This window comes from Micromonospora sp. NPDC049081 (assembly GCF_040648835.1).
GTDB lineage: Bacteria > Actinomycetota > Actinomycetes > Mycobacteriales > Micromonosporaceae > Micromonospora > Micromonospora antibiotica.
The window spans coordinates 708,180-731,724 of sequence record NZ_JBEZEK010000001.1; the positions used below are offsets into that span (position 1 = coordinate 708,180).

The 23,545-nt window shown below is 73.8% G+C and carries 23 protein-coding genes and 1 pseudogene; 7 read left to right on the forward strand and 17 right to left on the reverse strand.

The genetic code is table 11. The features are described 5' to 3' along the window. The first annotated feature begins 2 nt into the window (after positions 1-2). Entirely contained in the window at positions 3-596 is a 594-nt protein-coding gene (locus AB0B63_RS02575) for a TetR family transcriptional regulator (RefSeq protein WP_357014017.1), read from the forward strand. A 159-nt stretch (positions 597-755) separates the two neighbouring features. On the opposite strand, the gene AB0B63_RS02580 is transcribed toward AB0B63_RS02575, so the two are convergent. The 3 genes from AB0B63_RS02580 to AB0B63_RS02590 all read right to left on the reverse strand — a co-directional run bounded on the left by AB0B63_RS02580 (position 756) and on the right by AB0B63_RS02590 (position 5,502). Then, positions 756-1,493 (reverse strand): DUF2470 domain-containing protein, encoded by a 738-nt coding sequence (locus AB0B63_RS02580; protein ID WP_208569700.1) that lies wholly within the window; start codon positions 1,491-1,493, stop codon positions 756-758. 231 nt (positions 1,494-1,724) lie between these two features. Beyond that, entirely contained in the window at positions 1,725-3,512 is a 1,788-nt protein-coding gene (locus AB0B63_RS02585) for an ABC transporter ATP-binding protein (protein WP_307799712.1), read from the reverse strand. Positions 3,513-3,627: 115 nt separating this feature from the next. After that, entirely contained in the window at positions 3,628-5,502 is a 1,875-nt protein-coding gene (locus AB0B63_RS02590) for an ABC transporter ATP-binding protein (RefSeq protein ID WP_357014022.1), read from the reverse strand. A 218-nt stretch (positions 5,503-5,720) separates the two neighbouring features. Here AB0B63_RS02590 and AB0B63_RS02595 point away from each other — a divergent pair, with 218 nt between their 5' ends. The 3 genes from AB0B63_RS02595 (at position 5,721) to AB0B63_RS02605 (ending at position 9,602) form a co-directional block, all read left to right on the forward strand. Continuing rightward, positions 5,721-6,350, forward strand: a complete 630-nt coding sequence (locus AB0B63_RS02595) for a TIGR03085 family metal-binding protein (protein WP_357014025.1) — start codon at positions 5,721-5,723, stop codon at positions 6,348-6,350. Positions 6,351-6,562: 212 nt separating this feature from the next. After that, the gene (locus AB0B63_RS02600; RefSeq protein ID WP_357014028.1) at positions 6,563-7,600 is read left to right on the forward strand and encodes a terpene synthase; all 1,038 of its coding nucleotides are present in this window, start codon (positions 6,563-6,565) and stop codon (positions 7,598-7,600) included. A gap of 175 nt (positions 7,601-7,775) precedes the next feature. Next, positions 7,776-9,602 (forward strand): long-chain fatty acid--CoA ligase, encoded by a 1,827-nt coding sequence (locus AB0B63_RS02605; RefSeq protein ID WP_357014031.1) that lies wholly within the window; start codon positions 7,776-7,778, stop codon positions 9,600-9,602. Between the two features lie 58 nt (positions 9,603-9,660). On the opposite strand, the gene AB0B63_RS02610 is transcribed toward AB0B63_RS02605, so the two are convergent. Both AB0B63_RS02610 and AB0B63_RS02615 read right to left on the reverse strand, forming a co-directional pair. After that, entirely contained in the window at positions 9,661-10,965 is a 1,305-nt protein-coding gene (locus tag AB0B63_RS02610; protein ID WP_357014034.1) for a low temperature requirement protein A, read from the reverse strand. 81 nt (positions 10,966-11,046) lie between these two features. Further along, positions 11,047-12,504, reverse strand: coding sequence for a PLP-dependent aminotransferase family protein (locus tag AB0B63_RS02615; protein ID WP_357014037.1), 1,458 nt, complete (start codon positions 12,502-12,504; stop codon positions 11,047-11,049). A gap of 58 nt (positions 12,505-12,562) precedes the next feature. Between AB0B63_RS02615 and AB0B63_RS02620 the strand changes: the two are divergent. Together AB0B63_RS02620 and AB0B63_RS02625 are read left to right on the forward strand one after the other, a co-directional pair. Then, positions 12,563-13,189 (forward strand): annotated as a pseudogene (locus tag AB0B63_RS02620) (hypothetical protein); the annotation flags it as partial. A 440-nt stretch (positions 13,190-13,629) separates the two neighbouring features. Continuing rightward, on the forward strand, positions 13,630-14,088 hold the full coding sequence (locus AB0B63_RS02625; protein WP_208569707.1) for a hypothetical protein: 459 nt from the start codon (positions 13,630-13,632) through the stop codon (positions 14,086-14,088). Positions 14,089-14,256: 168 nt separating this feature from the next. Here the strand turns inward: AB0B63_RS02625 and hisF are convergent, their stop codons facing one another. The 12 genes from hisF to hisD form a co-directional block, all read right to left on the reverse strand. Next, complete coding sequence (hisF, locus tag AB0B63_RS02630) at positions 14,257-15,024, reverse strand: imidazole glycerol phosphate synthase subunit HisF (RefSeq protein ID WP_208569708.1); 768 nt, start codon at positions 15,022-15,024, stop codon at positions 14,257-14,259. Between the two features lie 201 nt (positions 15,025-15,225). Then, a complete protein-coding gene (locus tag AB0B63_RS02635) occupies positions 15,226-16,224 on the reverse strand; it encodes an NADP-dependent oxidoreductase (protein ID WP_357014042.1) in 999 nt (332 codons plus the stop codon). A gap of 46 nt (positions 16,225-16,270) precedes the next feature. After that, a complete protein-coding gene (locus AB0B63_RS02640; RefSeq protein ID WP_357014046.1) occupies positions 16,271-16,702 on the reverse strand; it encodes an organic hydroperoxide resistance protein in 432 nt (143 codons plus the stop codon). Between the two features lie 5 nt (positions 16,703-16,707). After that, positions 16,708-17,154, reverse strand: a complete 447-nt coding sequence (locus tag AB0B63_RS02645; protein WP_208569711.1) for a MarR family transcriptional regulator — start codon at positions 17,152-17,154, stop codon at positions 16,708-16,710. Positions 17,155-17,318: 164 nt separating this feature from the next. Beyond that, positions 17,319-17,735: a Rid family hydrolase gene (locus tag AB0B63_RS02650; protein WP_208569712.1), complete on the reverse strand. Its 417-nt coding sequence runs from the start codon at positions 17,733-17,735 to the stop codon at positions 17,319-17,321. Then, positions 17,732-18,460 carry a bifunctional 1-(5-phosphoribosyl)-5-((5-phosphoribosylamino)methylideneamino)imidazole-4-carboxamide isomerase/phosphoribosylanthranilate isomerase PriA gene (gene priA / locus AB0B63_RS02655; RefSeq protein ID WP_208569713.1) on the reverse strand — a complete coding sequence of 243 codons (729 nt, stop codon included), beginning with the start codon at positions 18,458-18,460 and terminating at the stop codon, positions 17,732-17,734. The genes AB0B63_RS02650 and priA overlap by 4 nt, the downstream gene beginning before the upstream one ends. A gap of 16 nt (positions 18,461-18,476) precedes the next feature. Further along, the gene (locus tag AB0B63_RS02660) at positions 18,477-18,800 is read right to left on the reverse strand and encodes a hypothetical protein (protein WP_091237477.1); all 324 of its coding nucleotides are present in this window, start codon (positions 18,798-18,800) and stop codon (positions 18,477-18,479) included. A gap of 30 nt (positions 18,801-18,830) precedes the next feature. After that, on the reverse strand, positions 18,831-19,472 hold the full coding sequence (gene hisH / locus AB0B63_RS02665) for an imidazole glycerol phosphate synthase subunit HisH (RefSeq protein ID WP_208569714.1): 642 nt from the start codon (positions 19,470-19,472) through the stop codon (positions 18,831-18,833). Beyond that, positions 19,472-19,642, reverse strand: coding sequence for a hypothetical protein (locus AB0B63_RS02670; protein ID WP_168222542.1), 171 nt, complete (start codon positions 19,640-19,642; stop codon positions 19,472-19,474). The genes hisH and AB0B63_RS02670 overlap by 1 nt, the downstream gene beginning before the upstream one ends. Before the next feature lie 70 nt (positions 19,643-19,712). Further along, a complete protein-coding gene (gene hisB, locus AB0B63_RS02675; RefSeq protein ID WP_357014054.1) occupies positions 19,713-20,324 on the reverse strand; it encodes an imidazoleglycerol-phosphate dehydratase HisB in 612 nt (203 codons plus the stop codon). Then, the gene (locus AB0B63_RS02680) at positions 20,321-21,394 is read right to left on the reverse strand and encodes a histidinol-phosphate transaminase (RefSeq protein WP_208569716.1); all 1,074 of its coding nucleotides are present in this window, start codon (positions 21,392-21,394) and stop codon (positions 20,321-20,323) included. The genes hisB and AB0B63_RS02680 overlap by 4 nt, the downstream gene beginning before the upstream one ends. Beyond that, the gene (gene hisD, locus AB0B63_RS02685) at positions 21,391-22,713 is read right to left on the reverse strand and encodes a histidinol dehydrogenase (RefSeq protein WP_208569717.1); all 1,323 of its coding nucleotides are present in this window, start codon (positions 22,711-22,713) and stop codon (positions 21,391-21,393) included. The genes AB0B63_RS02680 and hisD overlap by 4 nt, the downstream gene beginning before the upstream one ends. A 106-nt stretch (positions 22,714-22,819) precedes the next feature. On the opposite strand from hisD, the gene AB0B63_RS02690 reads away from it, so the two are divergent. Continuing rightward, positions 22,820-23,518 carry an LON peptidase substrate-binding domain-containing protein gene (locus tag AB0B63_RS02690; RefSeq protein ID WP_208569718.1) on the forward strand — a complete coding sequence of 233 codons (699 nt, stop codon included), beginning with the start codon at positions 22,820-22,822 and terminating at the stop codon, positions 23,516-23,518. Positions 23,519-23,545: the final 27 nt, after the last annotated feature.

Sequence of the window (23,545 nt, forward strand, 5' to 3'; positions counted from 1 at the left end):
CGGTGACCCGACGCACCGGCCGCCGCCCCGGCAACCAGGACACCCGGGAGGCGATCCTCACCGCCGCCCGGTCGGCGTTCGCCGAACGCGGTTTCGACGCGGCCTCGATCCGGCAGGTCGCCACCGCCGCCGGGGTCGATCCGGCCCTGGTCCACCACTACTTCGGCAGCAAGGAGGAGCTGTTCCGGGCCACCGTCGACATCCCGGTCGACCCGGCCGCGCTGCTGCCCGCCGTGCTGGCCGGCGAACCGGACGGGATCGGGGAACGGCTGGTCCGCACGTTCCTCGGGGTGTGGGACTCGCCGGCCGGCGGGGCGGCGGTGGCGCTGCTCCGCTCGGCGAGCAACAACGAGTGGACGGCCCGGCTGATGCGCGAGTTCCTGACCACCCAGGTGCTGCGCCGGGTGCTCGACCAGCTCGACCTCGACCCGGCGGAACGGCCGCTGCGCGGCGCCCTGGTCGCCACCCAGATGATCGGCCTGGCCATGATGCGCTACGTCATCCGCCTCGAACCGGTCGCCTCCGCCACCCCCGACACCCTGGCCGCAACCCTCGGCCCCACCATCCACCGCTACCTCACCGCCCCTCTCCCCTAACCCCGCCCCGGCACCCCGCCCCGGTGATGCCCTGCCCCGGTGATGCCCTGCCCCGGTGATCAAGAGGTTTGCGTCACGAAAGCCGCCCGGCATGACGCAAACCTCTTGATCACCGGGGCAGCGGGCGGGGGGCGGAGGGGTGGGAGCGGGGGGTGGGGGTCAGGGGTGGGGGTGGGCGGGGGTGGGGAGGTGAAGCAGGGGGTGCAGGAGGTGGGGCAGGTCCGCCGGGTCGGTGACCGGGTGGGGGAACGGCAGGCGGGTGCGGCGGCGGTCGCCGGGTCGGCCGTACGCCACGACCAGGCCGTAGCGGTCCAGGCGTACCACCCGGGGCTCGTCGCCGGTCAGCCGGAGCCGACCGCGCAGGTACGCGACCGTCTCCGGCCCGTGGTGGTTGGCGAGATCGGCCAGCAGCGCGGCCTCGTCGGCGTGCAGCGGGTCCGGCTCGGCGGCGGCGTACTCGCCGGGATCGACCCGGTGCACCACACCGGCGGTCTCCAGCCGGGCCTCGACCACCTCGAAGCGGTGCAGCCGGAAGCGACTCCCCACGTCGAGCAGGTCACCGGTCGGGTCCACGGCGGCGAAGTCGACGGCGGCGCGACGGGCCGACTCGCCGTCCAGTGGCACCGCCCAGCCGGAGACCCAGGCCCGGCCGGCCGAGGGTGCTCCGGCGGCCGGAGGCAGATCCAGCACGTCGAGCACCACGGCGACGTCCCGGGCGACCCCCGGGTCCAGCTCGGCGGCCAGGTCGCTGAAGACCGGGACGAGCAGCAGCACCCGCCCCTCCACGTCGGTGGCGTGCCGGACGTGGAACGGCCCGGGTCGGTGGGCGAGATGCACCAGGCCGGGCAGCCGACCGGCCACCAGGGTACGGATCAGCTCAGCAGGGGTCGGGGCCACCGGGCACCTCCGATAAAGGTTAGCCTTACCTAACCCGCAGCGTAGAGCACCCGGGCGACCACGTCCACCGACTGCCGGTTCCGCAGGGACACGCCGCTCGGCGACACGGACCCGGCGGCCGGTCGCCCGTCACCGGCGCCGCGCCGGACGTCAACGGGCCTGGCCAACCAACCAACCAGCTAGCCGAAGCGTCCACAGCAGGTGGGCAGGGCGGTGTCTGGTGCCGGCCGGTCAGCGGGTCTGTTCCAACCAGGAGGCGTAGAGCAGGCCGTAGACCGAGTCGGGGTCACGGAGCAGTTCCTCGTGCGGGCCGCGCTGCACGATCCGACCCCGGTCCACCACCACCACCTCGTCGGCGGCCTGCGCGGTGGAGAGGCGATGCGCGATGGCCAGCGTGGTACGACCCCGGGTCACCGCGTCCAGGGTGCGTTGCAGGCGTACCTCGGTGGCCGGGTCGACGGCGCTCGTCGCCTCGTCCAGCACCAGCAGATCCGGATCCGCCACGTACGCCCGGGCCAGCGCCACCAGCTGCCGCTCCCCGACGCTCAACGCCTCCCCCCGCTCCCCCACCGCAGTGGCCAGACCCGCCGGCAGACCGTCCAACCAGTCGGCCAGCCCCAGCTCGGTGAACGCGGCGGTGAGCTGCGCGTCGGTCAGCTCGGGGCGGGCGAAGCGGACGTTCTCCCCGACCGTGGCGTCGAACAGGAACCCGTCCTGCGGCACCATCACCACCCGGGACCGCAACGAGTCGAACCGCACCTCGTCCAGCGGCACCCCGGACAGCAGCACCCGCCCCTGCGTCGGGTCCATCAGCCGGGTGAGCAGCTTGGCGAAGGTGGTCTTGCCGCTGCCGGTCTCGCCGACCACCGCCACCCGGCTCTTCGCCGCGATGTCCAGGGTGACGCCGTGCAGCACCGGCGGCCCGCCCGGATAGGCGAACGTCACCCCGGCGAAGCGGATGTCCAACGGCCCGGCCGGCAGCTCCCGGCCCTGCTCGCCCGGGTCGGCCACGTCCGGCGCGATGTCGAGCACGTCGAGCACCCGCCGCCAGCCGGCAATGGCGTTCTGCGCCTCGTTGAGCACCTCGGTGGCGATCTGCACCGGCTGGATGAAGAGGGTGACCAGGAACAGGAAGGCGGTGAGCTGGCCGACGGACAGCGTCCGGTCCACCCCGAGCGACACCCCGACCACCACCACCCCGGCCAGTGCCACCCCGGCCGCCAACTCCCCCACCGAGCTGCCCATGATGCTGATCCGGATCGCCCGCTGCTGGGCCACCCGCTGCCCGTCGATCGCCTCGTCCAGCCGGCGGGCCGTCCGCCCGGACACCCCGTACGCCCGGATCACCGGCGCACCCACCACGCTCTCGGCGATCGTGCCGAGCAGGGTGCCCATCCGCTGCCGGACCACCCCGTACGCCCCGGCCAACCGGCGCTGCAGCAGCCGGATCATCAGCACCGCCGGGGTGAACGCGACGAGCACCACCAGCGTCAACTGCCAGGAGTACGCGAGCATCACCGCCGTGGTGACCGCGAGCTGGCCCAGGTTGACCAGGAGGATCACCCCGCCCCACTGGAGGAAATGGGTGATCTGGTCGACGTCGCTGGTCACCCGGGAGACCAGCGAACCGCGCCGCTCGGACTGCTGGTGCAGCATCGACAGGTCGTGCACGTGCCGGAACGCCCTGGTCCGGACGTTGGCCAGCGCGGTCTCGCTGACCGTGAACAGCCGCCGCATCATCAGGTACCCGCAGGCGGTGGTGACCACCAGCACCGCCGTGGTGGCGGTGACCACCGTGACGATCACCCCGAGGTCCGGACCACCGGGTACGGCGATCCCCTGGTCGATGCCGCGTTGCACGGCGACCGGGACCGCCACCCGGCCGACCATGTAGACCAACGCCAGGGCGATCGTGCCGGCCAGTCCGGTACGCAGCTCGGGCGAGAGCGCCAGCCCTCGGCGCAACGTCTGCCAGGTCCCCTCGACCCGCTCGTCCCCGCCACCCACATTCGCGCTCACCGGCGTCGACCCTTCGTTCGCGACTGCGGGGCTCCGCTGCGCTGCACTCCTCGCGCTCACCGAACCAACCCTTCGTTCGCGACTGCGGGGCTCCGCTGCGCTGCACTCCTCGCGCTCACCGGTCCACCTCGATTTCCAGGCCCGACGGCAGCGGGGCGACCTCGTCGTACGTCCGGTTCTGTTCGCGTTCCTGCTCGGCCTGCTCGTAGGCGGTGACCAGGTCGACGTAGCCGGGCACGCTGGCCAGCAGCGCGGTGTGGGTGCCCCGGGCCAGCACCCGGCCCTGCTCCAGATAGATCACCTCGTCGGCGAGCGCGATGGTGGCCCGCCGGTACGCCACCACCAGGATCGACGCGGCGGCCTGCTGCCCGGGTGCCGGGGCGCGCAGCCCGGCCAGGATGGCGGCCTCGACCCGGGGGTCGACCGCGCTGGTGGCGTCGTCCAGCACCAGCAGCCGGGGCCGGCCGGCCAACGCCCGGGCCAGGGTGAGCCGTTGCCGCTGACCGCCGGAGAGCGAGGTGCCCCGCTCACCGACCATGGTGTCGAGCCCGTCGGGGAGGGCCGCGACGAAACCGTCCGCCTCGGCCAGCCGCAGCGCCGCCCAGACGTCCTCGTCGTCGATGCCCGGCCGGTCCAGGCTGATGTTGGCCCGGACGGTGTCGTCGAAGACGAACGGCACCTGGGCGACCAGGGCGGCGGTCGAGGCGAGTGAGGCGGCGGTGAGCCGGCGTACGTCCACCCCGTCCAGGGTGACCGTGCCGGTGTCCGGGTCGACCAGCCGGACCGCCAGCGAGGCGATGGTGGACTTGCCGGAGCCGGTCGGGCCGACCAGCGCCACCGTCCGTCCGGCGGGCACGGTGAAGGCGACCGCACCGAGCACCTGCGTCCCGGGCAGGTGCGCCTCGGCGGGTTCGTACCCGAAGTGGACGCCGTCGAAGGCGAGGGTGGCGGGCGTCCCGCCGTCGTCGAGGGTGTCGTCCCCGTAGGGCATCTCGCCGGTGGCGTCGAGCACCCGGCTGACCCGGTCCCAACCGGCCACGCTACGGGGCAGTTCGGCCAGCACCCAGCCGATGGCCCGCACCGGGAAGGCCAGCACGGTGAAGAGGAAGGCGACGCTGACCAGCTCGGTGACGGTGATCGCGCCCTGCCGCAGCCGGATCGTGCCCACCACGAGCACGGCCAGGGTGCCGAGGCTGGGCAGCGTCTCCAGCAGCGGGTCGAAGACCCCCCGCAGCCGGCCGACGGAGATCAGCGAGTCGCGTAGCTCGTGGGCACGGCCGGCGAACCGGGCGGTCTCCTGGGCCTCCCGGCCCATGGTCTTGACCACCAGCGCGCCGTCGAAGCTCTCGTGGGCGATCCCGCTGACCTCGGCCCGCAGTCGTTGCGCCCGGGCCTGGCGGGGGGCCATCCGGCGGGAGTAGACCACGTTGAGCGCGAACAGGGCGGGGAACACGGCCAGCCCGACCAGGGCGAGCGCCCAGTCGGTGACGAAGAGTGAGCCGACCGCGCCGACCAGCATCACCAGCGTGCCCACCGCGAACGGCAGCGGCGCGATCGGATACCAGGCGGCCTCGACGTCGGAGTTGGCGTTGGACAGCAACGTGCCGGTGGAGTTGCGGTGGTGCCAGGACAGCGGCAGCTCCAGGTAACGGCGCGTCACCCGGCGGCGGTAGGCGGCCTGGAGGCGGAACTGCATGTAACCGGCGCCGAGCCGACGGCCGAAGATGCCCACCACCCGCAGCACGCTGATCCCGAACAACGCCACGGCGGCCAGGGCCAGCGTGCTCGTGCCGACCTCACCGGACTCGATCGCCGGCATCACCACGTCGCCGACGACCGCGCCGACCACGTACGCGCTGACGATCACCAGCCCGCCGAAGAGCACGCTACCGGCGACCGCCACCGCGAAGATCCGCGGTTGTTCCCGGATCGCCCGGCCGAGGACCCACAACCCCCGGTGGATCACGTCCCGACTCGTCCCGCTCGCCACGCTCTCCCCCGCCGTAAGCCGCAATTATCTCCCTTATCCTTACCGCTCGCCGCCACCTACGCCGCCCGGCGCGGTATGTCCACCATCACGTCGCGGACCGCGCCACCACACCGCACCCGGGGCCGCCGGCCCGCCGCACGGCGCTGCCGGACCGCGCGGGGCAGGTGGGAAGGGTCGCTCGCCGCGCCGACTGCGGCCGACCGTCCTACGATCGCTGCATGCCGCGGTACGCCCGAGCGGAGCGCGAGGCGCTCGCCAACCTGATGCTGGAAGTGGGCCCGGACGCCCCGACGATCAACGAGGGGTGGACCGCCCGGGACCTCGCCGCCCACCTGGTGGTGCGGGAGCGCCGCCCCGACGCCGCCGGTGGCATCCTGCTGCCACCTCTGCACGGGTACGCCGAGCGGGTGCGGCTGCGCACGGCCGCCCGGCCCTGGCCGGAGCTGGTCGACCAGGTGCGCCGGCCGCCGGTGTGGAGCCCGGTCAGCAACCCGCTCACCGACGAGTTGGCCAACACGATGGAGTTCTTCATCCACCACGAGGACGTCCGGCGGGCCCGGTCGGGGTGGCACCCCCGGGACCTCCCGGCGGGGCTGGCCGCCCGGTTGTGGAAGCCGGTCGCTCTGCTCGCCCGGACCCGGGCCCGCCGGTTCCCGGCCAGTCTGCTGGTGCAGGCGCCCGGGCACGGCGAGGTGGCCACCGGCCGGGGTGGTGACCGGGTACGCCTGGTCGGCTCCCCCGGTGAGCTGGTGCTGTTCCTCTCGGGCCGGCAACGGGTGGCCCGGGTCCAGCTCGACGGCCCGCCCGCGTTGACCGAGCGGCTGCGTACCGCCCAGCTGGGGATGTAGGCGCCCCGGCCCGCACCCGCGTGCCGTCCGGGCACCGGACCGCGCGGTCGGCGAGCACCCGCGCGCCAGCAGGTCACCCGTTGTGCCGTTCCCGTCACCGTCTGTCGGGGCGGTCGATTCGACCGCCCGACCGTCACCGGCAATGATCTGTGTCGATTCCCCAGGCGTACTCTCCGGCAACGCCACCGGTGGGGTGGCCGACTGGGGAAACCATGCGAAGCTTCGACGTCTCGGCGCTGCTCGAACCACCCTTCGTCAGCCGACGGCACGCCGCCACCGACGCGGTGGCGGCGGCGAGCCTGGAGTGGGCCCACCGGCAGGGCCTGGTCGGGGCGGGTCGTTCGGCGGGCCGGCTGCACCGGGCCGGGGCCGCCGAGCTGGCCGGCCGCGCCTGCCCGCAGGCGTCGGTGGCGCACCTGCGGCTGCTCACCGACCTGTTCTCCTGGCTGTTCGTGATGGACGACGTCTGCGACGACGACGGGCTGGGCAGCACGCCGGCCACCCTCGCGCCGACCGTCGCCGCACTGCTGGACGTCCTCGACCGGCACGGGGCCCCGACCAGCCGGGGCACACCGACCAGCCGGTACGCACCCACCGGCCGGGACGCACCCACCGGCCAGGGCACACCGACCGGCCAGGACGCACCGACCGGCCGGGGCGCTCCGGGTGGGGCGCTCGGTGCCGCCCTGGCCGACCTGTGCCGCCGGGTTCGCGACCAGCGCCGCCCCGCGCTGCTGCTGCGGCTGGTCGGCCAGTTGCGGGCGTGCCTGCTCGCGCTGCTGTGGGAGGCGGCGAACCGGGAGCACCGGCGGGTGCCGGGGGTGGCGGAGTACCGCCAGATGCGCCGGCACACCGGTGCCGTACGCCCCAGCCTGGCCCTCACCGATCTGGCGTACGGTCGACCGCCCGGTGCCCGGAGGCGGGTCGATCCGGCGTTGGTCGCGTTGGACGACCTCGCCGTCGACCTGGTCTGCTGGTGCAACGACCTGTTCTCCTACCGCAAGGAGCAGGGTCCGGTGGCCGACCCGCACAACCTGGTGACCGTCCTCGCCGCGCAGACCGGGCGGGGTGAGGCGGACGCCTTCCGCCTGGCCGCCGGGTGGTTCAACGACGGGCTGGCCGGCTACCTGGTCCGCGAGGCGGCGTTGGTCGCGCACGGCGGACCGGCGTTGACGCCCTACCTGGCGGCCCGCCGCTCGTGGCTGCGCGCCACCTACGACTGGTCGGCACGGGCCGACCGGTACGCCTGACCCGCCGCCGCACCCGCGGGGCCTGCGGGCAGCGGCCACCGGCCAGCTCCGCGGGGATTCAGCCGCCTCACAGGTACGGGGGCTAGCCGATGCCCCGGCGCAGGCAATACCCTTCGGTAACCGCAGCGCGACGTGACCCCCGTCACGTCACCCACCCCTGAAGGCGGCTTCCACGATGGCTCTCGATATCCCGTACCGCTCCATTCCCGACATGTTCCGTAAGCGGGTGGCCGCGACCCCCGACCAGCACGCCTTCGCCCATCCGGCACCCGACGACTCCGGCCCGGTCTGGTTGACCTGGGCCCAGGTGGGCCGGCGGGCCGACGCGGTCGCTGCGGGCCTGCACGGGCTCGGGGTCGGGCTGGAGGATCCGGTGGCGATCCTGGCGAACACCCGACTGGAGTGGATCATCGCCGATTTCGGCATCATGTGCGCGGGCGGGGCGACCACCACCGTCTACCCCACCACCGAGCCGCAGGACGCGGCGTACATCATCGCCGACTCCGGTTCCCGGGTGCTGTTCGCGGAGAACCCGGCCCAGGCGGCGAAGGTCGCGGGCACGCAACTGCCCGCGCTGACCCACGTGGTGCTCTTCGACGGCACCCCCGACCCGGCCGCCGCCGTGCCCCAGTTGACCCTGGCCGAGCTGGAGGAGCAGGGCGCGCAGGCGCTCGCCGCCGACCCGGGCCTGGTCGACCGGCTGATCGCCCCGGTCGGCCCCGATCACCTGGCGACGCTGATCTACACCTCGGGCACCACCGGCCGGCCCAAGGGCGTCGAGCTGCTGCACGGCGGCTGGTGCTGGGAGGGGGTGGTGCAGGCCGAGACGGGTCTGCTGCGCGACGACGACGTGCAGTACCTCTGGCTGCCGCTGTCGCACTCGTTCGGCAAGACGCTGCTCTGCGGCTCGACACACGTCGGACTGCCGACCTACGTCGACGGGCGGGTGGACAAGCTGGTCGAGTTGCTGTCGGTGATCCGGCCGACGCTGATGTGCGGGGCGCCCCGGGTCTACGAGAAGGTCTACAACAAGGCGGTCACCACCGCGCAGGACGCCGGCGGCGCGAAGGCGAAGATCTTTGCCTGGGCCGTCGCGGTCGGCAAGGAGAAGATCGCCCTGGAGCAGGCCGGCCGGCCGGTGCCGGGTGGCCTGAAGCTCAGGTACGCGGTGGCCGAGAAGCTGGTGTTCAGTAAGCTCCAGGCCCGGCTCGGCGGCCGGATCCGGGTGCTCGTCTCCGGGGCGGCCCCGCTGAGCGCGGAGATCGCCACCTTCTTCGCCGCGGCGAACCTGCCCATCTCCGAGGGGTACGGCCTGACCGAGACCAGCGCCGGCAACTTCGTCAACCCTCCCGACGGGTTGCGGATCGGCACGGTCGGCCGGGCGATGGGCGACCTGGAGTGCCGGATCGACACCGACGGGGAGATCCTGGTCCGGGGCCGGCCGGTGATGCGCGGCTACCACAACCTGCCCGAGGAGACGGCCGTCGCGTTCACCGAGGACGGCTTCTTCCGTACCGGCGACATCGGCAGCCTCGACGACGACGGTTACCTGCGCATCACCGACCGCAAGAAGGACCTGGTCAAGACCTCCGGCGGCAAGTACGTCGCGCCGTCGCACATCGAGGGCATGTTCAAGGCGATCTGCCCGTACACCTCGCAGGCGATCGTGATCGGTCAGGCCCGCAACTACTGCACCATGCTGGTCAGCCTGGATCCGGATGCGATCCGGGGTTGGGCGGCGGGCGGCCCGCTCGACGGGCGCGACTACGCCGAGATCGTCGCCTCGCCCGAGGCCCGGGCCATGGTCGAGGAGCACGTCGCCCAGCTCAACACCAAGCTCAACCGCTGGGAGACGATCAAGAAGGTGACCGTCCTGCCCCGCGACCTGACCATCGAGGACGGCGAGATGACCCCGTCGTTGAAGATCAAGCGACGCGGGGTGGAGAGCAACTTCGCCGCCGAGATCGACCGGATGTACGCGGGCAGCCTGGCCGAGATCTGAGCGGTCCGGACCGGTCGACGTCCGTGTCCCCCCGTCCCGGGACACGGCCGTCGACCGGTCACAGGTGCTCGCGACGCCACCGGCTCTGCTCGGCCTCGGCGGCTTCCTGTTCCGCCAGGGCCAGCTGGCGTACGCGGTGCCGACGCCGGCCCTGCCCCCGGGTCTCCACCACCACCAGGGCGACGCAGACCAGCGCCAGCAGGGCCAACGCGCCCACCTCGGACACCCGGGCCCCCACCGGGGCGAGCGCGGCCAGTGCCAGCACCGCCAGCACCGGCGGCCAGCGCAGCACCCGCAGCGCCCGCAGCCCGCAGGCGACGAGGCTGAGCAGGTAGAGACTCACCCCGCCGTAGAGCACCAGCACCCAGTAACCACCCAGCGGCACCCCCCAGTCCGGGTTGTCCGGGTCGGCCACCTCGGTCAGCAGGTCCTTGAGCCCGAGGGCGAAGAAGATGACCCCGGCGACGATCGGCAGGTGCAGGTAGGTGTAGGCGTCCCGGGCCAACCGGGCCCGGTGTGCCGGGTCCCGGCTGCGGTGCAGGGCCTGTTCCAGGGCGAGCGCCAGGGTGTCGAAGTAGGCCCACCAGAGCACCGACGCCACGGCGATGCCGAGCACCGCGGCGATCACCACCGGCCAGGTCAGCGGCAGGCCGGTGACGAACTTCGGGCCGACCCCCAGCGCGATGATCGACTCGCCGAGCGCGATCAGCACCATCAGGGCGTGCCGTTCCGCCCAGTGCCCGGCGGAGACCACCACCCAGTACGTCCCGCCCAGCCGCACCCCGGCCGCGTACTCCAGCAGCAGCGCGGCCGTCCACAGGGTGAGTTGCAGGGCGGTGGCGGCCCCGTCCCCGGAGATCCGGCGCGGCAGCAGCGCGGAGGCGACCAGCAGGGCGGCGGCGACCACCGGCAGCACCGCGAGCCGCCGCCACTGCCGCCACCGGGCCGGGTCGCCCCGGGCCACCACCCCGAAGACGGACAACTGGCTGGCCCGGACCAGAAAGTAACAGCCGGCGAAGACCAGCGGGCCGTTCAGGCCGCCGGGCTCGTCGAGGAACGCCCCCGGCATGCTCAGCGCCAGCAGGAAGGTGGCGGTGACGGTGACGAAGCCGACCACCGGCAGCAGCCCCTGGTCGGCGCGGACCGCGTTGCCGACGCCCGCGAACCCGGTCCAGCACCACCAGAGCAGCCCCAGCACCAGCAGGCAGCGCAGCAGGTTGGTGCCGGTGGGCTGCTGGGAGGTCAGCGCGGTGACGTTGAAGAAGGCGAAGACGAAGACCAGGTCGTAGAAGAGTTCCAGCCGGGTGGTCCGGGAGCCGGGCGCACCGAGCCGGACCCCGCGCGACCACTGCGGGCTGCCCACTCCGGCAGTCTCCCAGCCGACGCCCGCCGATCAGGCCGGTTCGTCCCGACCGGGACCACCGTCGGTCCCCGGGGCGGGCCGTCAGGCGATCACTGCCGGTTCCCGCCAGCGCGCCCGGCCGGCACCCCGGTCGAGGTCGTAGCGGATCGCGGCCAGCCGCCCGACCGCCTCCACCAGGTCGGCGGCGGGCAGGGTGAAGGGCAGTCGCAGGAAGCGCTCCAGGGTGCCGTCCAGGCCGAACCGGGGACCGGGGGCCAGCCGTACGCCGACCTCCTCGGCTGCCCGGGCCAGGGCGCTGGAGATCGGGCCGTCCAGCTCCACCCAGAGCGTGACGCCCCCCCGGGGCACCCCGACCCGCCAGTCCGGCAGCCGCTCGGCGAGCACGTCGAGCAGGGCGTCCCGCTGGGTGACGAGCTGCGCACGGCGGGCCGCGACGATCGCCGGTGCCTGGGCGAGCAGGTGCACCGCCACCAACTGGTCGAGCACCGGGCTGGCCATGTCCACCCCGACCCGGGCGGCGGCCAGCCGCTGCACCTGCGGCGCGGAGGCGCGTACCCAGCCGATCCGCAGACCGCCCCAGTAGGGCTTGCTCATCCCCCCGATGGAGATCACCCGGGAGTGCCGGTCGAAGACGGCGACCGGCGGGGGCAGCGGTGTGCCACCCAACGGCAGGTCCACGAAGGACTCGTCGACGACCAGGTCGGTGCCGGCGGCGTGGGCGGTGGCGACCAGCCGCTCCCGCAGCTCGGCGGGCATCAGGTGGCCGGTGGGGTTCTGGAACTCGGGGATCAGGTAGGCCAGTTTGGGCCGGGTCTGCCGGACGCTGCCCAGCAGCAGGTCGGCGTCCCAGCCGGCGTCGACGGCGAGGCCGTGGGTGCTGATCCGGGCCCGCCGGGCCGCCAACGCGGCGAGCGCGTTCGGGTAGGTGGGCGATTCGACCAGCACGTTCCCGCCGGGCGCGAGGGCCAGCCGCAGCACCAGGTCCAGCGCGTGCTGGGTGCCGCTGGTCACCATGATCTGCTCGGCGCTGGTCGGCAACCCCCGCTCGGTGTACGCCCGGGCGACCGCCTCGCGCAGCTCGATGATGCCGGTCGGGTGGTAGCCCGCGCCGGACAGGTAACGCGGCAGGTCCTCCAGGGCGGCTCGGGCGGCCGGCACCAGCTCGGGTGGGGCGGCCAACGCGGCCACCCCGAGATCGATCATGTCGCGGTCGTCCAGCGGGGTCCACAGGCCGGTGCTGGCGACCCGGTGGGTGCCGGGCAGCATGGTCCAGCTCCCCGCGCCGCGCCGGCTGGCCAGGTGGCCGGTCTCCCGCAACTGCCGGTACGCGGCGGTGACCGTGGTACGGCTGATCCGCAGCGCCTCGGCCAGCTCCCGCTCGGCCGGCAGGCGTACCCCCAGGGGGAGCCGGCCGTCGGCGAGCAGGCCCCGGACGGCGGCGGCGAGCGCGGCGTAGTCGGGGCTGCGGCGACGGCCCGGCAGCGCGTGCCACTGTCCGAGCAACCGGGCCAATTGGACCCCTCGCACCTGGCTGGTCACGGCCACCCCTTCGGAATTGGCTCTTCTGTGGGTGATATTGGACTCTAGAGTGGCATGCATGGCTCTGATTGGCAATCTCCGGCACCGCCCCGCCCGGCGGCTCACCCAGCTCTATGCCGGGCTGGTCCTCTACGGGGTCAGCATGGCCATGATGATCCGCTCCGGGCTCGGGCTGGACCCGTGGGACGTCTTCCACCAGGGGCTGGCCCGGCAGACCGGCCTGTCGTTCGGCACCGTGACCATCGCCGTCGGCGCGGTGGTGCTGCTGCTCTGGATCCCGCTGCGGCAACGGCCGGGCCTCGGCACGATCAGCAACGTACTGGTGATCGGACTGGTGGTGGACGCCACGGTGGCCCTGCTGCCGGCCGGGTGGCCGCTGCCCGCCCGGATCGGCCTGCTGCTCGGCGGCATCGTCGCCAACGGCGCCGCCACCGGCCTCTACCTCGGCGCGCGGCTCGGCCCCGGCCCCCGCGACGGCCTGATGACCGGGTACGTCGCCCGCCGGCCGGGCCGCTCCGTCCGGCTGGTCCGCACCGTCATCGAGATCACCGTGCTGGCCCTGGGCTGGCTGCTCGGCGGCACCGTCGGCGTCGGCACCGTCGCGTACGCGCTGGGCATCGGCCCGTTGGCCCAGTTCTTCATCCCCCGCTTCGCCGTCCCCGCCGAACCGGTCCACCCGGAACCGGACCCCGGGCCGCAGATCCCCAGGCCGCAGATCCCCGGACCGCAGCTCTCCGGACGGCAGGTCTCCGGACGGCAGGTCTCCGGGCCGCCGCCTGCGGTGCCCGGCCGACGGGCTCATCCGGAGCCGGCTCTCGGGCCACCCGTGTCGGCTTCCCCGCCGCCCCCGAGCCTGGCCCCCGGGTCACCGGCCACCGGGTCACCGGCCACCGGGTCACCGGCCACCGGGTCACCGGCCACCGGGTCACCGGCCACCGGGTCACCGGTGTCCGCCGTTCCGGCGTCCCCGGGAGTCCACCCGGAGGCACCGGTTTCCGGCCCCGGACAACGGTTCCCGGCGAAACCGCCTGCCGAGGGTCCGGGGGTGACCACGCTGAGCTGCGCTGACAGAACAGGGGGGAAGTAGGTGTTTCCTCAGCGGACACCTACAGGCATCATTCGTGCATGGGGGAGAATGCGTGGCGCTGGACGGACGCCTGGATCTTCGTGTCACTGGTGATCGCCAGCGGCGCCGGACGGCACCGCCGCGCGGCGGATTCGCGCCGCCCGGAAGGGGTCCGGCTCACTGACGTGCTGTCCACCGCCGACCACCTCAACCAGGCGATACCCGAACGGCACGACGTGGAGACAGCGGTCCAGCGGCTGGTCGGCGCGGGGCTGGTCACCGTCTCCGACGGCTGGTTCCGGATCACCCCCGACGGCGAGCAACTCTGGCGTACCCGACCCCGGGCCGGAGTGGGCGGCACCGTCGACAGCATGCAGGGGGTGCTCACCCGGCGACACGCCCCGGGCAGCGCGCAGTGGCACCTGCCCGAGGAGGACCACGCCGCCGCCGTGCAGGAGTACGTGGTCCGCTCGATCCCGGCCCCCCGCCGCTCCCCGGAGGGCCAGACCGGCCGCTGAGCCACCCGACCCGCAGGAGCAGTGCGCCAACCGGTGCGTGGGGCGACCCGGCGACGGTGCGCTCAGCGCACGGGGTGCCCGGCGACGGTGCGCTCAGCGGACAAAGTGCCCGGCGCTGCGTTCAGCGGACGGGGTGCCCGGCGGACAGGGTGGCCGGCGGCGCTGCGTTCAGCGGACGGGGTGCCCGGCGGTGCGCAGGGCGTCCTTGACCTCGCCGACGGTCAGCTCGCCGAAGTGGAAGACGCTGGCGGCGAGCACCGCGTCGGCCCCCGCGCCGATCGCGGGCGGGAAGTGCGCCACCCGGCCGGCGCCGCCGCTGGCGATCACCGGCACGTCGACCACCGCGCGGACCGCCTCGATCAGGGTGAGGTCGAAGCCGGCCTTGGTGCCGTCGGCGTCCATCGAGTTGAGCAGGATCTCCCCCGCGCCCAGCTCGGCCCCGCGCGCCGCCCACTCGACCGCGTCGAGCCCGGTGCCGCGGCGGCCACCGTGGGTGGTCACCTCGAAACCGCTGGGGGTGGTGCCAGCTGGTGCCCGCCGGACGTCCAACGAGAGCACCAGCACCTGCCGGCCGAAGCGATCGGCGATCTCGGCGATCAGCTCGGGGCGGGCGATGGCGGCGGTGTTCACCCCGACCTTGTCGGCCCCGGCGCGCAGCAGGGTGTCCACGTCGGCGACCTGGCGTACCCCACCGCCGACGGTGAGCGGGATGAAGACCGACTCGGCGGTCCGGCGCACCACGTCGAGCATGGTGCCCCGGTCGCTCGAGGACGCGGTGACGTCCAGGAAGGTCAACTCGTCCGCACCGGCCCGGTCGTACGCCGCCGCCAGCTCCACCGGGTCACCGGCGTCGCGCAGGTCGAGGAAGTTGACCCCCTTGACCACCCGACCGGCGTCCACGTCCAGACACGGAATCACCCGTACCGCCACCGTCATGCGCCGAGCCTATCCAACGCCCCCGCCCCACCCCCCTGCCCCGCCCACCCAACCCCACCAACCCCGCCACCTCCCCGGTGATCAAGAGGTTTACGTCAGTTCGATCTCCAAAGGTGACGCAAACCTCTTGATCACCGATGCCGGGGCGGTGGGGGAGGCGGGCGGGGGCGGGGAGGGGAGGAGGGGAAGGGGGAGGGAGGGTTAGAGGCGGACGAGCATTTTGCCGAGGTTTTCGCCGCGGAGGAGGCCGAGGAACGCTTCGGGGGCGTTGTCGAGGCCGTCGACGATCGTCTCGTCGTAGGAGAGGCGGCCCTCGCGCAGCCAGCCGGCGACCTCGGTGACGAACTGCTCGCGCAGGTCGCCGTGGTCGCCGACCAGGAAGCCGCGCAGGGTGAGCCGCTTGCCGATGACCAGCGCCAGGTTGCGGGGCGCGGCTGGCGGCTCGGCCGAGTTGTACTGCGCGATCATGCCGCAGATCGCGGCCCGACCGTGCAGGTTCATCGCCCCGATGGCGGCCTCCAGGTGCTCGCCGCCGACGTTGTCGAAGTAGACGTCGACCCCGTCCGGAGCGGCGGCCTTCAGCGCGTCGCGGACCGGACCGTCGTGGTAGTCGAAGGCGGCGTCGAAGCCGAGCTCCGTCAACCGGGCCACCTTGGCCGGCGAGCCGGCGCTGCCGACCACCCGGCCGGCGCCCCGCAGCTTGGCGATCTGGCCGACCATGCTGCCCACCGCGCCGGCCGCGCCGGAGACGAACACGGTCTCCCCCGGCCGCATCGCCGCCACGTCCAGCAGCCCGGCGTACGCGGTCAGCCCGGTCATCCCGAGCACGCTCAGGTAGGCGCTGACCGGGCCGACGTCCGGATCGACGCGGCGGGCGGACCGGCCGTCTAGCAGCGCGTACTCCCGCCAGCCCAGCCCGTGCAGCACGGTGTCGCCGACGCTGATCCCGTCGGCCCCGCCGGCCACCACCTCGCCGACCGCCCCACCGTCGAGGGGCGCATCCAGGGCGAACGGCGGCACGTAGGACTTGACGTCGTTCATCCGGCCACGCATGTACGGGTCGACCGACATGAACTGGTTACGGACCACGATCTGCCCCGGGCCCGGGGTGGGCACCTCGGTCTCGACGAGGCGGAAGTTGTCGGCCGTCGGCCACCCCTGGGGGCGGGAGGCCAGGTGGATCTCACGGTTGCTGGTCATCCGGTGTCGTCCTCTCGTACGCGATGGTGGTGGTCTGCTGCAGCGCTCAGGCCGCAGCGGCCTCGCGCACGGTGAGCGCCACCTCGATGTTGCCCCGGGTGGCGTTCGAGTAGGGGCAGACCTGGTGGGCGGCCTCGACCAGCTGCTGGGCGGCGGCGCGCTCGACGGCCGGCAGGTCCACCACCAGGGTGACGGCAAGACCGAAGCCGCCGCTGCCGTTCGCTCCGATGCTGACCTCGGCCTCGACGACCGAGCCGGTCACGTCGGCCTTGGCCCGGCGGGCCACCACGCGCAGCGCGGAGTGGAAGCAGGCCGCGTAGCCGGCGGCGAAGAGCTGCTCGGGGTTGGCCGCGCCACCTGCGCCGCCCATCTCCTTCGGAATCGCCAGGTCCAGGTCGAGGGTGGAGTCGGAGGTCCGGACGTGGCCGTCCCGGCCGTCGCCGGTGGCGGTCGCGGACGCGGTGTAGAGCACCTGCATGGAAATCACTGCTCCTTCTGTCGGTGGATCGTCTCGGTGACCCGGGTGAGGGTGTCGCGCAACGCGACCAGCTCGGCCTCGTCGAGCCCGGTGGAACAGGCCACCCGCAACGGCACGTCGGTCATCCGTTGGCGCAGGGCCACGCCGTCGGCGGTCAGCCCCACCTCCACCCGTCGCTCGTCGAGCGCGGAGCGGGTGCGGACCACCAGACCCGCCGCCGCCAGCCGTTTGAGCAGCGGGGAGAGGGTGCCGGAGTCGAGCCGCAGCGCGGTCCCCAGCTCGGAGACCGTGGGTGGATCGTCGCCGCGCTCCCACAGCACCAGCAACACCAGGTACTGCGGGTAGGTGAGCCCGAACTCGTCGAGGATGGGCCGGTAGACGTCGGTGAGCGCGCGGGAGGCCGCATAGAGCGCGAAGCAGACCTGATCACGCAACACCAGATGGTCACTCACCCGGAAAACGTAGCTCGCAATTCAATTGTGCACAACTTATCTGGTCGGAAGTGACCCGGGTCTCCCCCAGCCGCCTGAACAGGACGCCCCGGGCCAGGCCGCCGGACCAGGACGCCCCGGGCCAGGACGCCCGGCTGGACTCCCGGATCAGGAGGACACCCGGGTCAGGACGGCGGAAGGTAGGCCTCCAGCTCGACCTCCACCAGATGGTCCGGATCGACCAGCCCGGCGACGACGACAAGCGTCGCAGCCGGCCGGACCGGGCCGAAAACGGCATTGTGGGCCCGGCCGACCTCGTCGAGGAAGAGCCGGTCGGTCACGTACAGCCGGGTCCGCACCACGTCGGCGGCCCCCGCACCCACCTCGGCCAGGGCGGCCAGGGCGATCCGCAGCGCCTGGGCGGTCTGCGCGGCGGCATCGCCGACGTGCGTCACCACCCCGTCGACGGTCGACGTGCAGCCGGCCGTCCAGGCCGACCGACCGGCCCGGACCACCCGGGAGTAGCCGTACACCGTCTCCCACGGGCCGCCCGAGCCGAGCCGGGTGACGGTCGCGTCGTCCGGCCCGGCCACGTCGGTCATCCGGCCGCCCGCAACGTGGCAAGCGCCTCGGCCACCGTGAACGCACCGGCGTAGAGCGCCTTGCCGGCGATCACGCCCTCCACACCCGCCGGCTCCAGGGTCGCCAGGGCCCGCAGGTCGTCCAGGGTCGACACGCCACCCGAGGCGATCACCGGGGCGTCGGTACGGGCGCAGACCTCACGCAGCAGGTCCAGGTTCGGCCCGCGCATCGTGCCGTCCTTGGTGATGTCGGTCACCACATACCGGGACGCACCGGCCGCGTCCAGCCGGGCCAGCACCTCCCACAGGTCACCGCCGTCGCGGGTCCAGCCCCGCGCCGAGAGGGTACGACCCCGCACGTCCAGGCCGATCGCCACCCGGTCGCCGTACTCGGCGCAGATCCGGTCACACCACTGCGGGTCCTCCAGCGCGGCGGTGCCGATGTTCACCCGGGCCGCCCCGGTGCCGAGCGCCGCGCGCAGCGACGCGTCGTCGCGGATGCCACCGGACAACTCCACCCGCACGTCCAGCTTGCCGACCACCTCGGCCAGCAGGGCGGCGTTGGAGCCCCGGCCGAAGGCCGCGTCCAGATCGACCAGGTGGATCCACTCCGCCCCGTCGTTCTGCCAGGCCAGCGCCGCGTCGAGCGGGTCGCCGTAGGCGGTCTCGCTGCCGGCGGCGCCCTGCACGAGCCGGACGGCCTGGCCGTCGGCGACGTCCACAGCGGGCAACAGGGTCAGGCTCACGTTTCCTACTCCTCGGTCAGATCCGACGGTCCAGGGCGATCACCACGATCGCCGGCAGGACCAGCAGCAACAGCACGACCAGCGCCACCCGCAGCGCGAGATCGTCGACGAACACCCAGATCAGCACCAACGCCGCGCCGGTCAACCCGACGATGGCGGCCCGCTCCCCCCGGCTGCGCCGGGCCAACCGGCCCGTCCGGCCCCGCCGCCACTGCGGGGTGACCCGACGGACCAGGGCGCGGCGACGCTGCCGACGGGCCAACTTGCGCTGGCGTACGACACGGTCGCGGGCCGCCTCCGCCTCCCGGACGGCCCGCCGACGGGCCCGCTCCTTACTCACCGCGCACCCGACCCGGTGCGGCCGCCCGTCTCAGTCAACCGTGGCCAGCCAGTTGCGCAGCAGCACGGCACCCGTCTCGGCCGACTTCTCCGGGTGGAACTGGGCCGCCGACAACGGGCCCCACTCCACCGCGGCGACGAACTCCGTGCCGTGGTGGGCGGTGGTGACCCGGACGCCCGCCTCGCGCAACGACGCCTGGTCGAGCACCCCGTAGGAGTGCACGAAATAGAACCGGCTGTCGGCGGGCAACCCGGCGAAGAGCACCGACCCGTCCGGCGGGGTCACCGTGTTCCAGCCCATGTGGGGCAACCGGTCGGCGGGCAGCCGGGTCACCCCACCGGGCAGCAGCCCCAGCCCCTTGGTCACCACCCCGTGCTCGTCGCCGTGTGCGAAGAGCACCTGCATGCCGACGCAGATGCCGAGCACCGGGCGGCCGGCGGCGACCCGTTCGGCGATCACCGGGCCGGCACCCGACGCCTCGATCCCGGCCATGCAGGCCGCGTACGCGCCGACGCCCGGCACGACCAGGCCGTCGGCATCGGCGGCGGCGGTCAGGTCGGCGGTGACGGTCACGTCCGCCCCGGCGTGGGCCAGCGCCCGCTCGGCCGACCGCAGGTTGCCCGAGCCGTAGTCGAGCACCACGATCCGCTTGCCGGTGCCGTGCGCGCCCATCAGCCCTCCCCGGGTAGCAGCCAGAGCACCCCGCCGACGGTGGCCAGCACGGCGAGCAGCCCGGTGACCACGATCGCACCGCGTGGCGCGTCCTGCCGGTACAACGACCAGGCCCCACCGACGAGGATGCCGGCGAGGATCAGCAGCAGGGTCGGCAGCACCGGGCCCATCAGCGCCACCCCCCTGGCCGGCCGACCCGCGACGGGCAGCGCCGGGCGGAACCGGACGCGACCGCGCCGGTCACAGCGCGCCCTTGGTGCTGGGCACCACACCGGCGTTGCGCGGGTCGAGCGCGGTGGCCTCCCGCAGCGCCCGGGAGACCGCCTTGAACTGGGCCTCCACCACGTGGTGGGCGTCCGGGTGGCCGCCCGGCCGGGCCGCCCGCAGCACGTCCACGTGCAGGGTGACCCGGGCCGACTGGCCGAAGGACTCCCAGATGTGCCGGGTCATGCTGGTCGGATAGACCGGCCCGATGTACGGCGACAGCACCGGCTCGTCGTGCACCACGTACGGGCGGCCGGACAGGTCGACGGCGGCCCGGACGAGCACCTCGTCCATCGGGACGGTCGCCGAGCCGTACCGCCGGATGCCGGCCTTGTCGCCCAGCGCCTGGTCGAACGCGGCGCCCAGGGCCAGCGCGGTGTCCTCCATCGTGTGGTGGGCGTCGATCTCCAGGTCACCGACGGTGCGCACGGTCAGGTCGAAGCCGCCGTGCCGGGCGATCTGGTGGAGCATGTGGTCGTAGAAGCCGACCCCGGTGCTGATCTCGGCCTGGCCGGTGCCGTCGAGGTCGATCTCGACGAGGACCTTGGTCTCCTTGGTGATCCGCTCCACCCGGGCGGTGCGACTCATGACAGTTTCTCCATCGCGGTGAGGAAGGCGTCGGTCTCGGCGGGGGTGCCGGCGGTGACCCGCAACCAGCCGGGCAGGCCCACGTCCCGGACGAGCACCCCGGCGTCGAGCAGGGTCCGCCACGCGGTGGCCTGGTCGCCGCCGACGGCGAAGAGCACGAAGTTGGCGTCGCTGTCGGCCACCCGGAAACCCCGGCCCCGCAGCGTGTCGACGATCCGGTCCCGTTGCACCTTGATCGCCTCGACGGTGCCGAGCAGGGCGTCACGGTGGGCCAGCGCCGCGCGGGCGGCGGCCTGGGTGAGCGACGAGAGGTGGTACGGCAGCCGGACCAGCTGCACCGCCGACACCACCGCCGGGTCGGCGACCAGGTAGCCCAACCGGCCACCGGCGAAGCCGAACGCCTTGCTCATGGTCCGGGTCACCACCAGCCGGGGGTGGCCGGGCAGCAGCGCCAGGGCGTCGCTCGTGCCCGGTCGGGCGAACTCGGCGTACGCCTCGTCGACGACCACCATGCCGGGCGCGGCGTCGAGCACGGCGGTGACCACCGCCGGGTCCAGCGCGGTGCCGGTCGGGTTGTTCGGCGAGCAGAGGAAGACCACGTCGGGGCGGTGCTCGCGGACCTCGGCGACCGCCTCGTCGGCGGTCAGCCCGAAGTCGACCCCCCGCTGGGCCGGCACCCACCGGGTGCCGGTGCCCAGGGCCAGCAACGGGTGCATCGAGTACGCCGGCACGAAGCCCAACGCGGACCGCCCCGGCCCGCCGAACGCCTGGAGCAGCTGCTGCTGGATCTCGTTGGAGCCGTTGGCCGCCCAGACCTGCTCGGCGGTGATCCCGTGCCCGAGGTAGCCGGCCAGGTCGGCGCGCAGCGCCACCGCCTCGCGGTCCGGGTAGCGGTTGAGGTCACGCAGCTCGGCGGCGAGCGCCTTGCCGATCGCCTCCACCACCGGCTCGGGCACCGCGTAGGAGTTCTCGTTGGTGTTCAGCCGGACCGCCACGTCGAGCTGCGGCGCCCCGTACGGCGAACGGCCCCGCAGGTCGTCGCGGATCGGCAGGTCGTCGAGGGTGGTCACGACGCCTCCCCGGCGAACCGCACCGCGACCGCCTGCCCGTGCGCCGGCAGGTCCTCCACGGTGGCCAGGGTCACCACGTGCGGCGCGACGTCACGCAGCGCCTCCCGGGTGTATTCCACCAGGTGCACCCCGCGCAGGAAGGACTGCACGGACAGCCCCGAGGAGTGCCGGGCGCAGCCGCCGGTGGGCAGCACGTGGTTGGAGCCGGCGCAGTAGTCGCCGAGCGACACCGGCGCCCACGGGCCCACGAAGATCGCCCCGGCGTTGCGTACCCGCAGCGCCCAGTCGCGGGCGTCCCGGGTCTGGATCTCCAGGTGCTCGGCGGCGTACGCGTCGACCACCCGCAACCCGTCGGCCAGGTCGTCGACCAGCACGATGCCGCTCTGCTGCCCGCCCAGCGCGGTGCCGACCCGCTCGGCGTGCTTGGTGGCCGGCACCTGCCGGGCCAGCTCCCGGTCGACCGCGTCGGCCAGCTCGACCGACGGGGTGACCAGCACGCTGGCCGCCAACGGGTCGTGCTCGGCCTGGCTGATCAGGTCGGCGGCGACGTGCGCCGGGTCGGCGGTGTCGTCGGCCAGCACGGCGATCTCGGTCGGGCCGGCCTCGGCGTCGATGCCGACCACCCCGCGCAGCAACCGCTTGGCGGCGGTGACCCAGATGTTGCCCGGCCCGGTGATCATGTCGACCGGCGCGCAGTGCAGGGTGCCCCCCGCGTCGACCGCCGACCCGTACGCCAGCATGGCGACCGCCTGGGCGCCGCCGACGGCGTACACCTCGTCGACGCCGAGCAGCGCGCAGGCGGCGAGGACCCGGGCGTCCGGGAGCCCCCCGTTGTCCAGCTGCGGCGGGCTGACCACCACCAGCGAGCGGACCCCGGCCACCTGGGCCGGCACCACGTTCATCACCACGGTCGACGGGTACATCGCCAGCCCGCCGGGGACGTAGAGGCCGACCCGGTCGACCGGCACCCAGCGCTCGGTGACCGTGCCGCCCGGCACCACCTGGGTGGTGTGGTCGGTGCGCCGCTGGTCGGCGTGCACCCGACGGGCCCGGCTGATCGACTCCAGCAGGGCGGCCCGCACGTCGGGGTCGAGCGTCCCCTCCGCCTCGGTGATCGCCTCGGCCGGGACCCGCAGCACCGGCGGGCAGACACCGTCGAACCGCTCGCTGGCCTCCCGGATCGCCGGGTACCCATGGTCGCGGACGGCCTCGACGAGCGGGCGGATCCGCTCGACGGCCACGGACACGTCGAGCTGGGCACGGGGCAGCAGTCGGCGCGGGTCACGGACCCCGCCGCGCAGGTCGATCCGATTCAACACGCTCCCGAGTCTAGGCGGCGGCCCGGAGGGCGACCCGCGCCGCCCGTACCGCGAGACGGTGAGCCGGGACACGCCGACGTCGCGGGATCGGGCTACGCTCGGACGCGTGACCGCACGGCTGCCGGTGTTCCCCCTCGCCACGGTGCTCTTTCCAGGTCTGGTGCTGCCGTTGCACATCTTCGAGGAGCGTTACCGCCACCTGGTGCGGGACCTGGTCGGGCAGCCCGAGGGGGCGCCCCGCGAGTTCGGTGTGCTGGCGATCCGCTCCGGCTGGGAGGTCGCCCCGGGCGCGGGTCGGGCCACCCCGGGCGGCGGCGAGGTGACCCTGCACGAGGTGGGCTGCACCGCCGAGCTACGCCAGGTCAACGAGCTGGACGACGGCGGCTTCGACATCGTCACAGTGGGCCGGCGACGGTTCCGGGTCACCGGGATCGACCGGGAGTCCGCCCCCTACCTGACCGCCGACGTCGAGTGGCTGCCCGAGCCGACCGGCCCGGACGAGGCCGCCGAGGTGCTGGCGGCCCGGGTGATCGCGGTCTTCCGGCAATACCTGGGCCTGATCCGGGCCGACCCGCAGGAGCTGTCCGAGCAGCTCCCGGAGGACCCGACGGTGCTGTCGCACCTGGTGGCGGCCACCGCCGTGCTGACCGTGGCCGACCGGCAGCGGCTGCTCGCCATCGACGACACCACCGCCCGGCTGCGCGCCGAGCTGCGGCTGCTCAATCGCGAGTCGGCCCTGCTGCGTCAGGTGCGGGCGGTTCCGGTGCCGCTGTCGGAGCTGGCGTCCCCGCCGGCCCCCAACTGACCCCGCCCGGCACCCCGGGAGCACCGG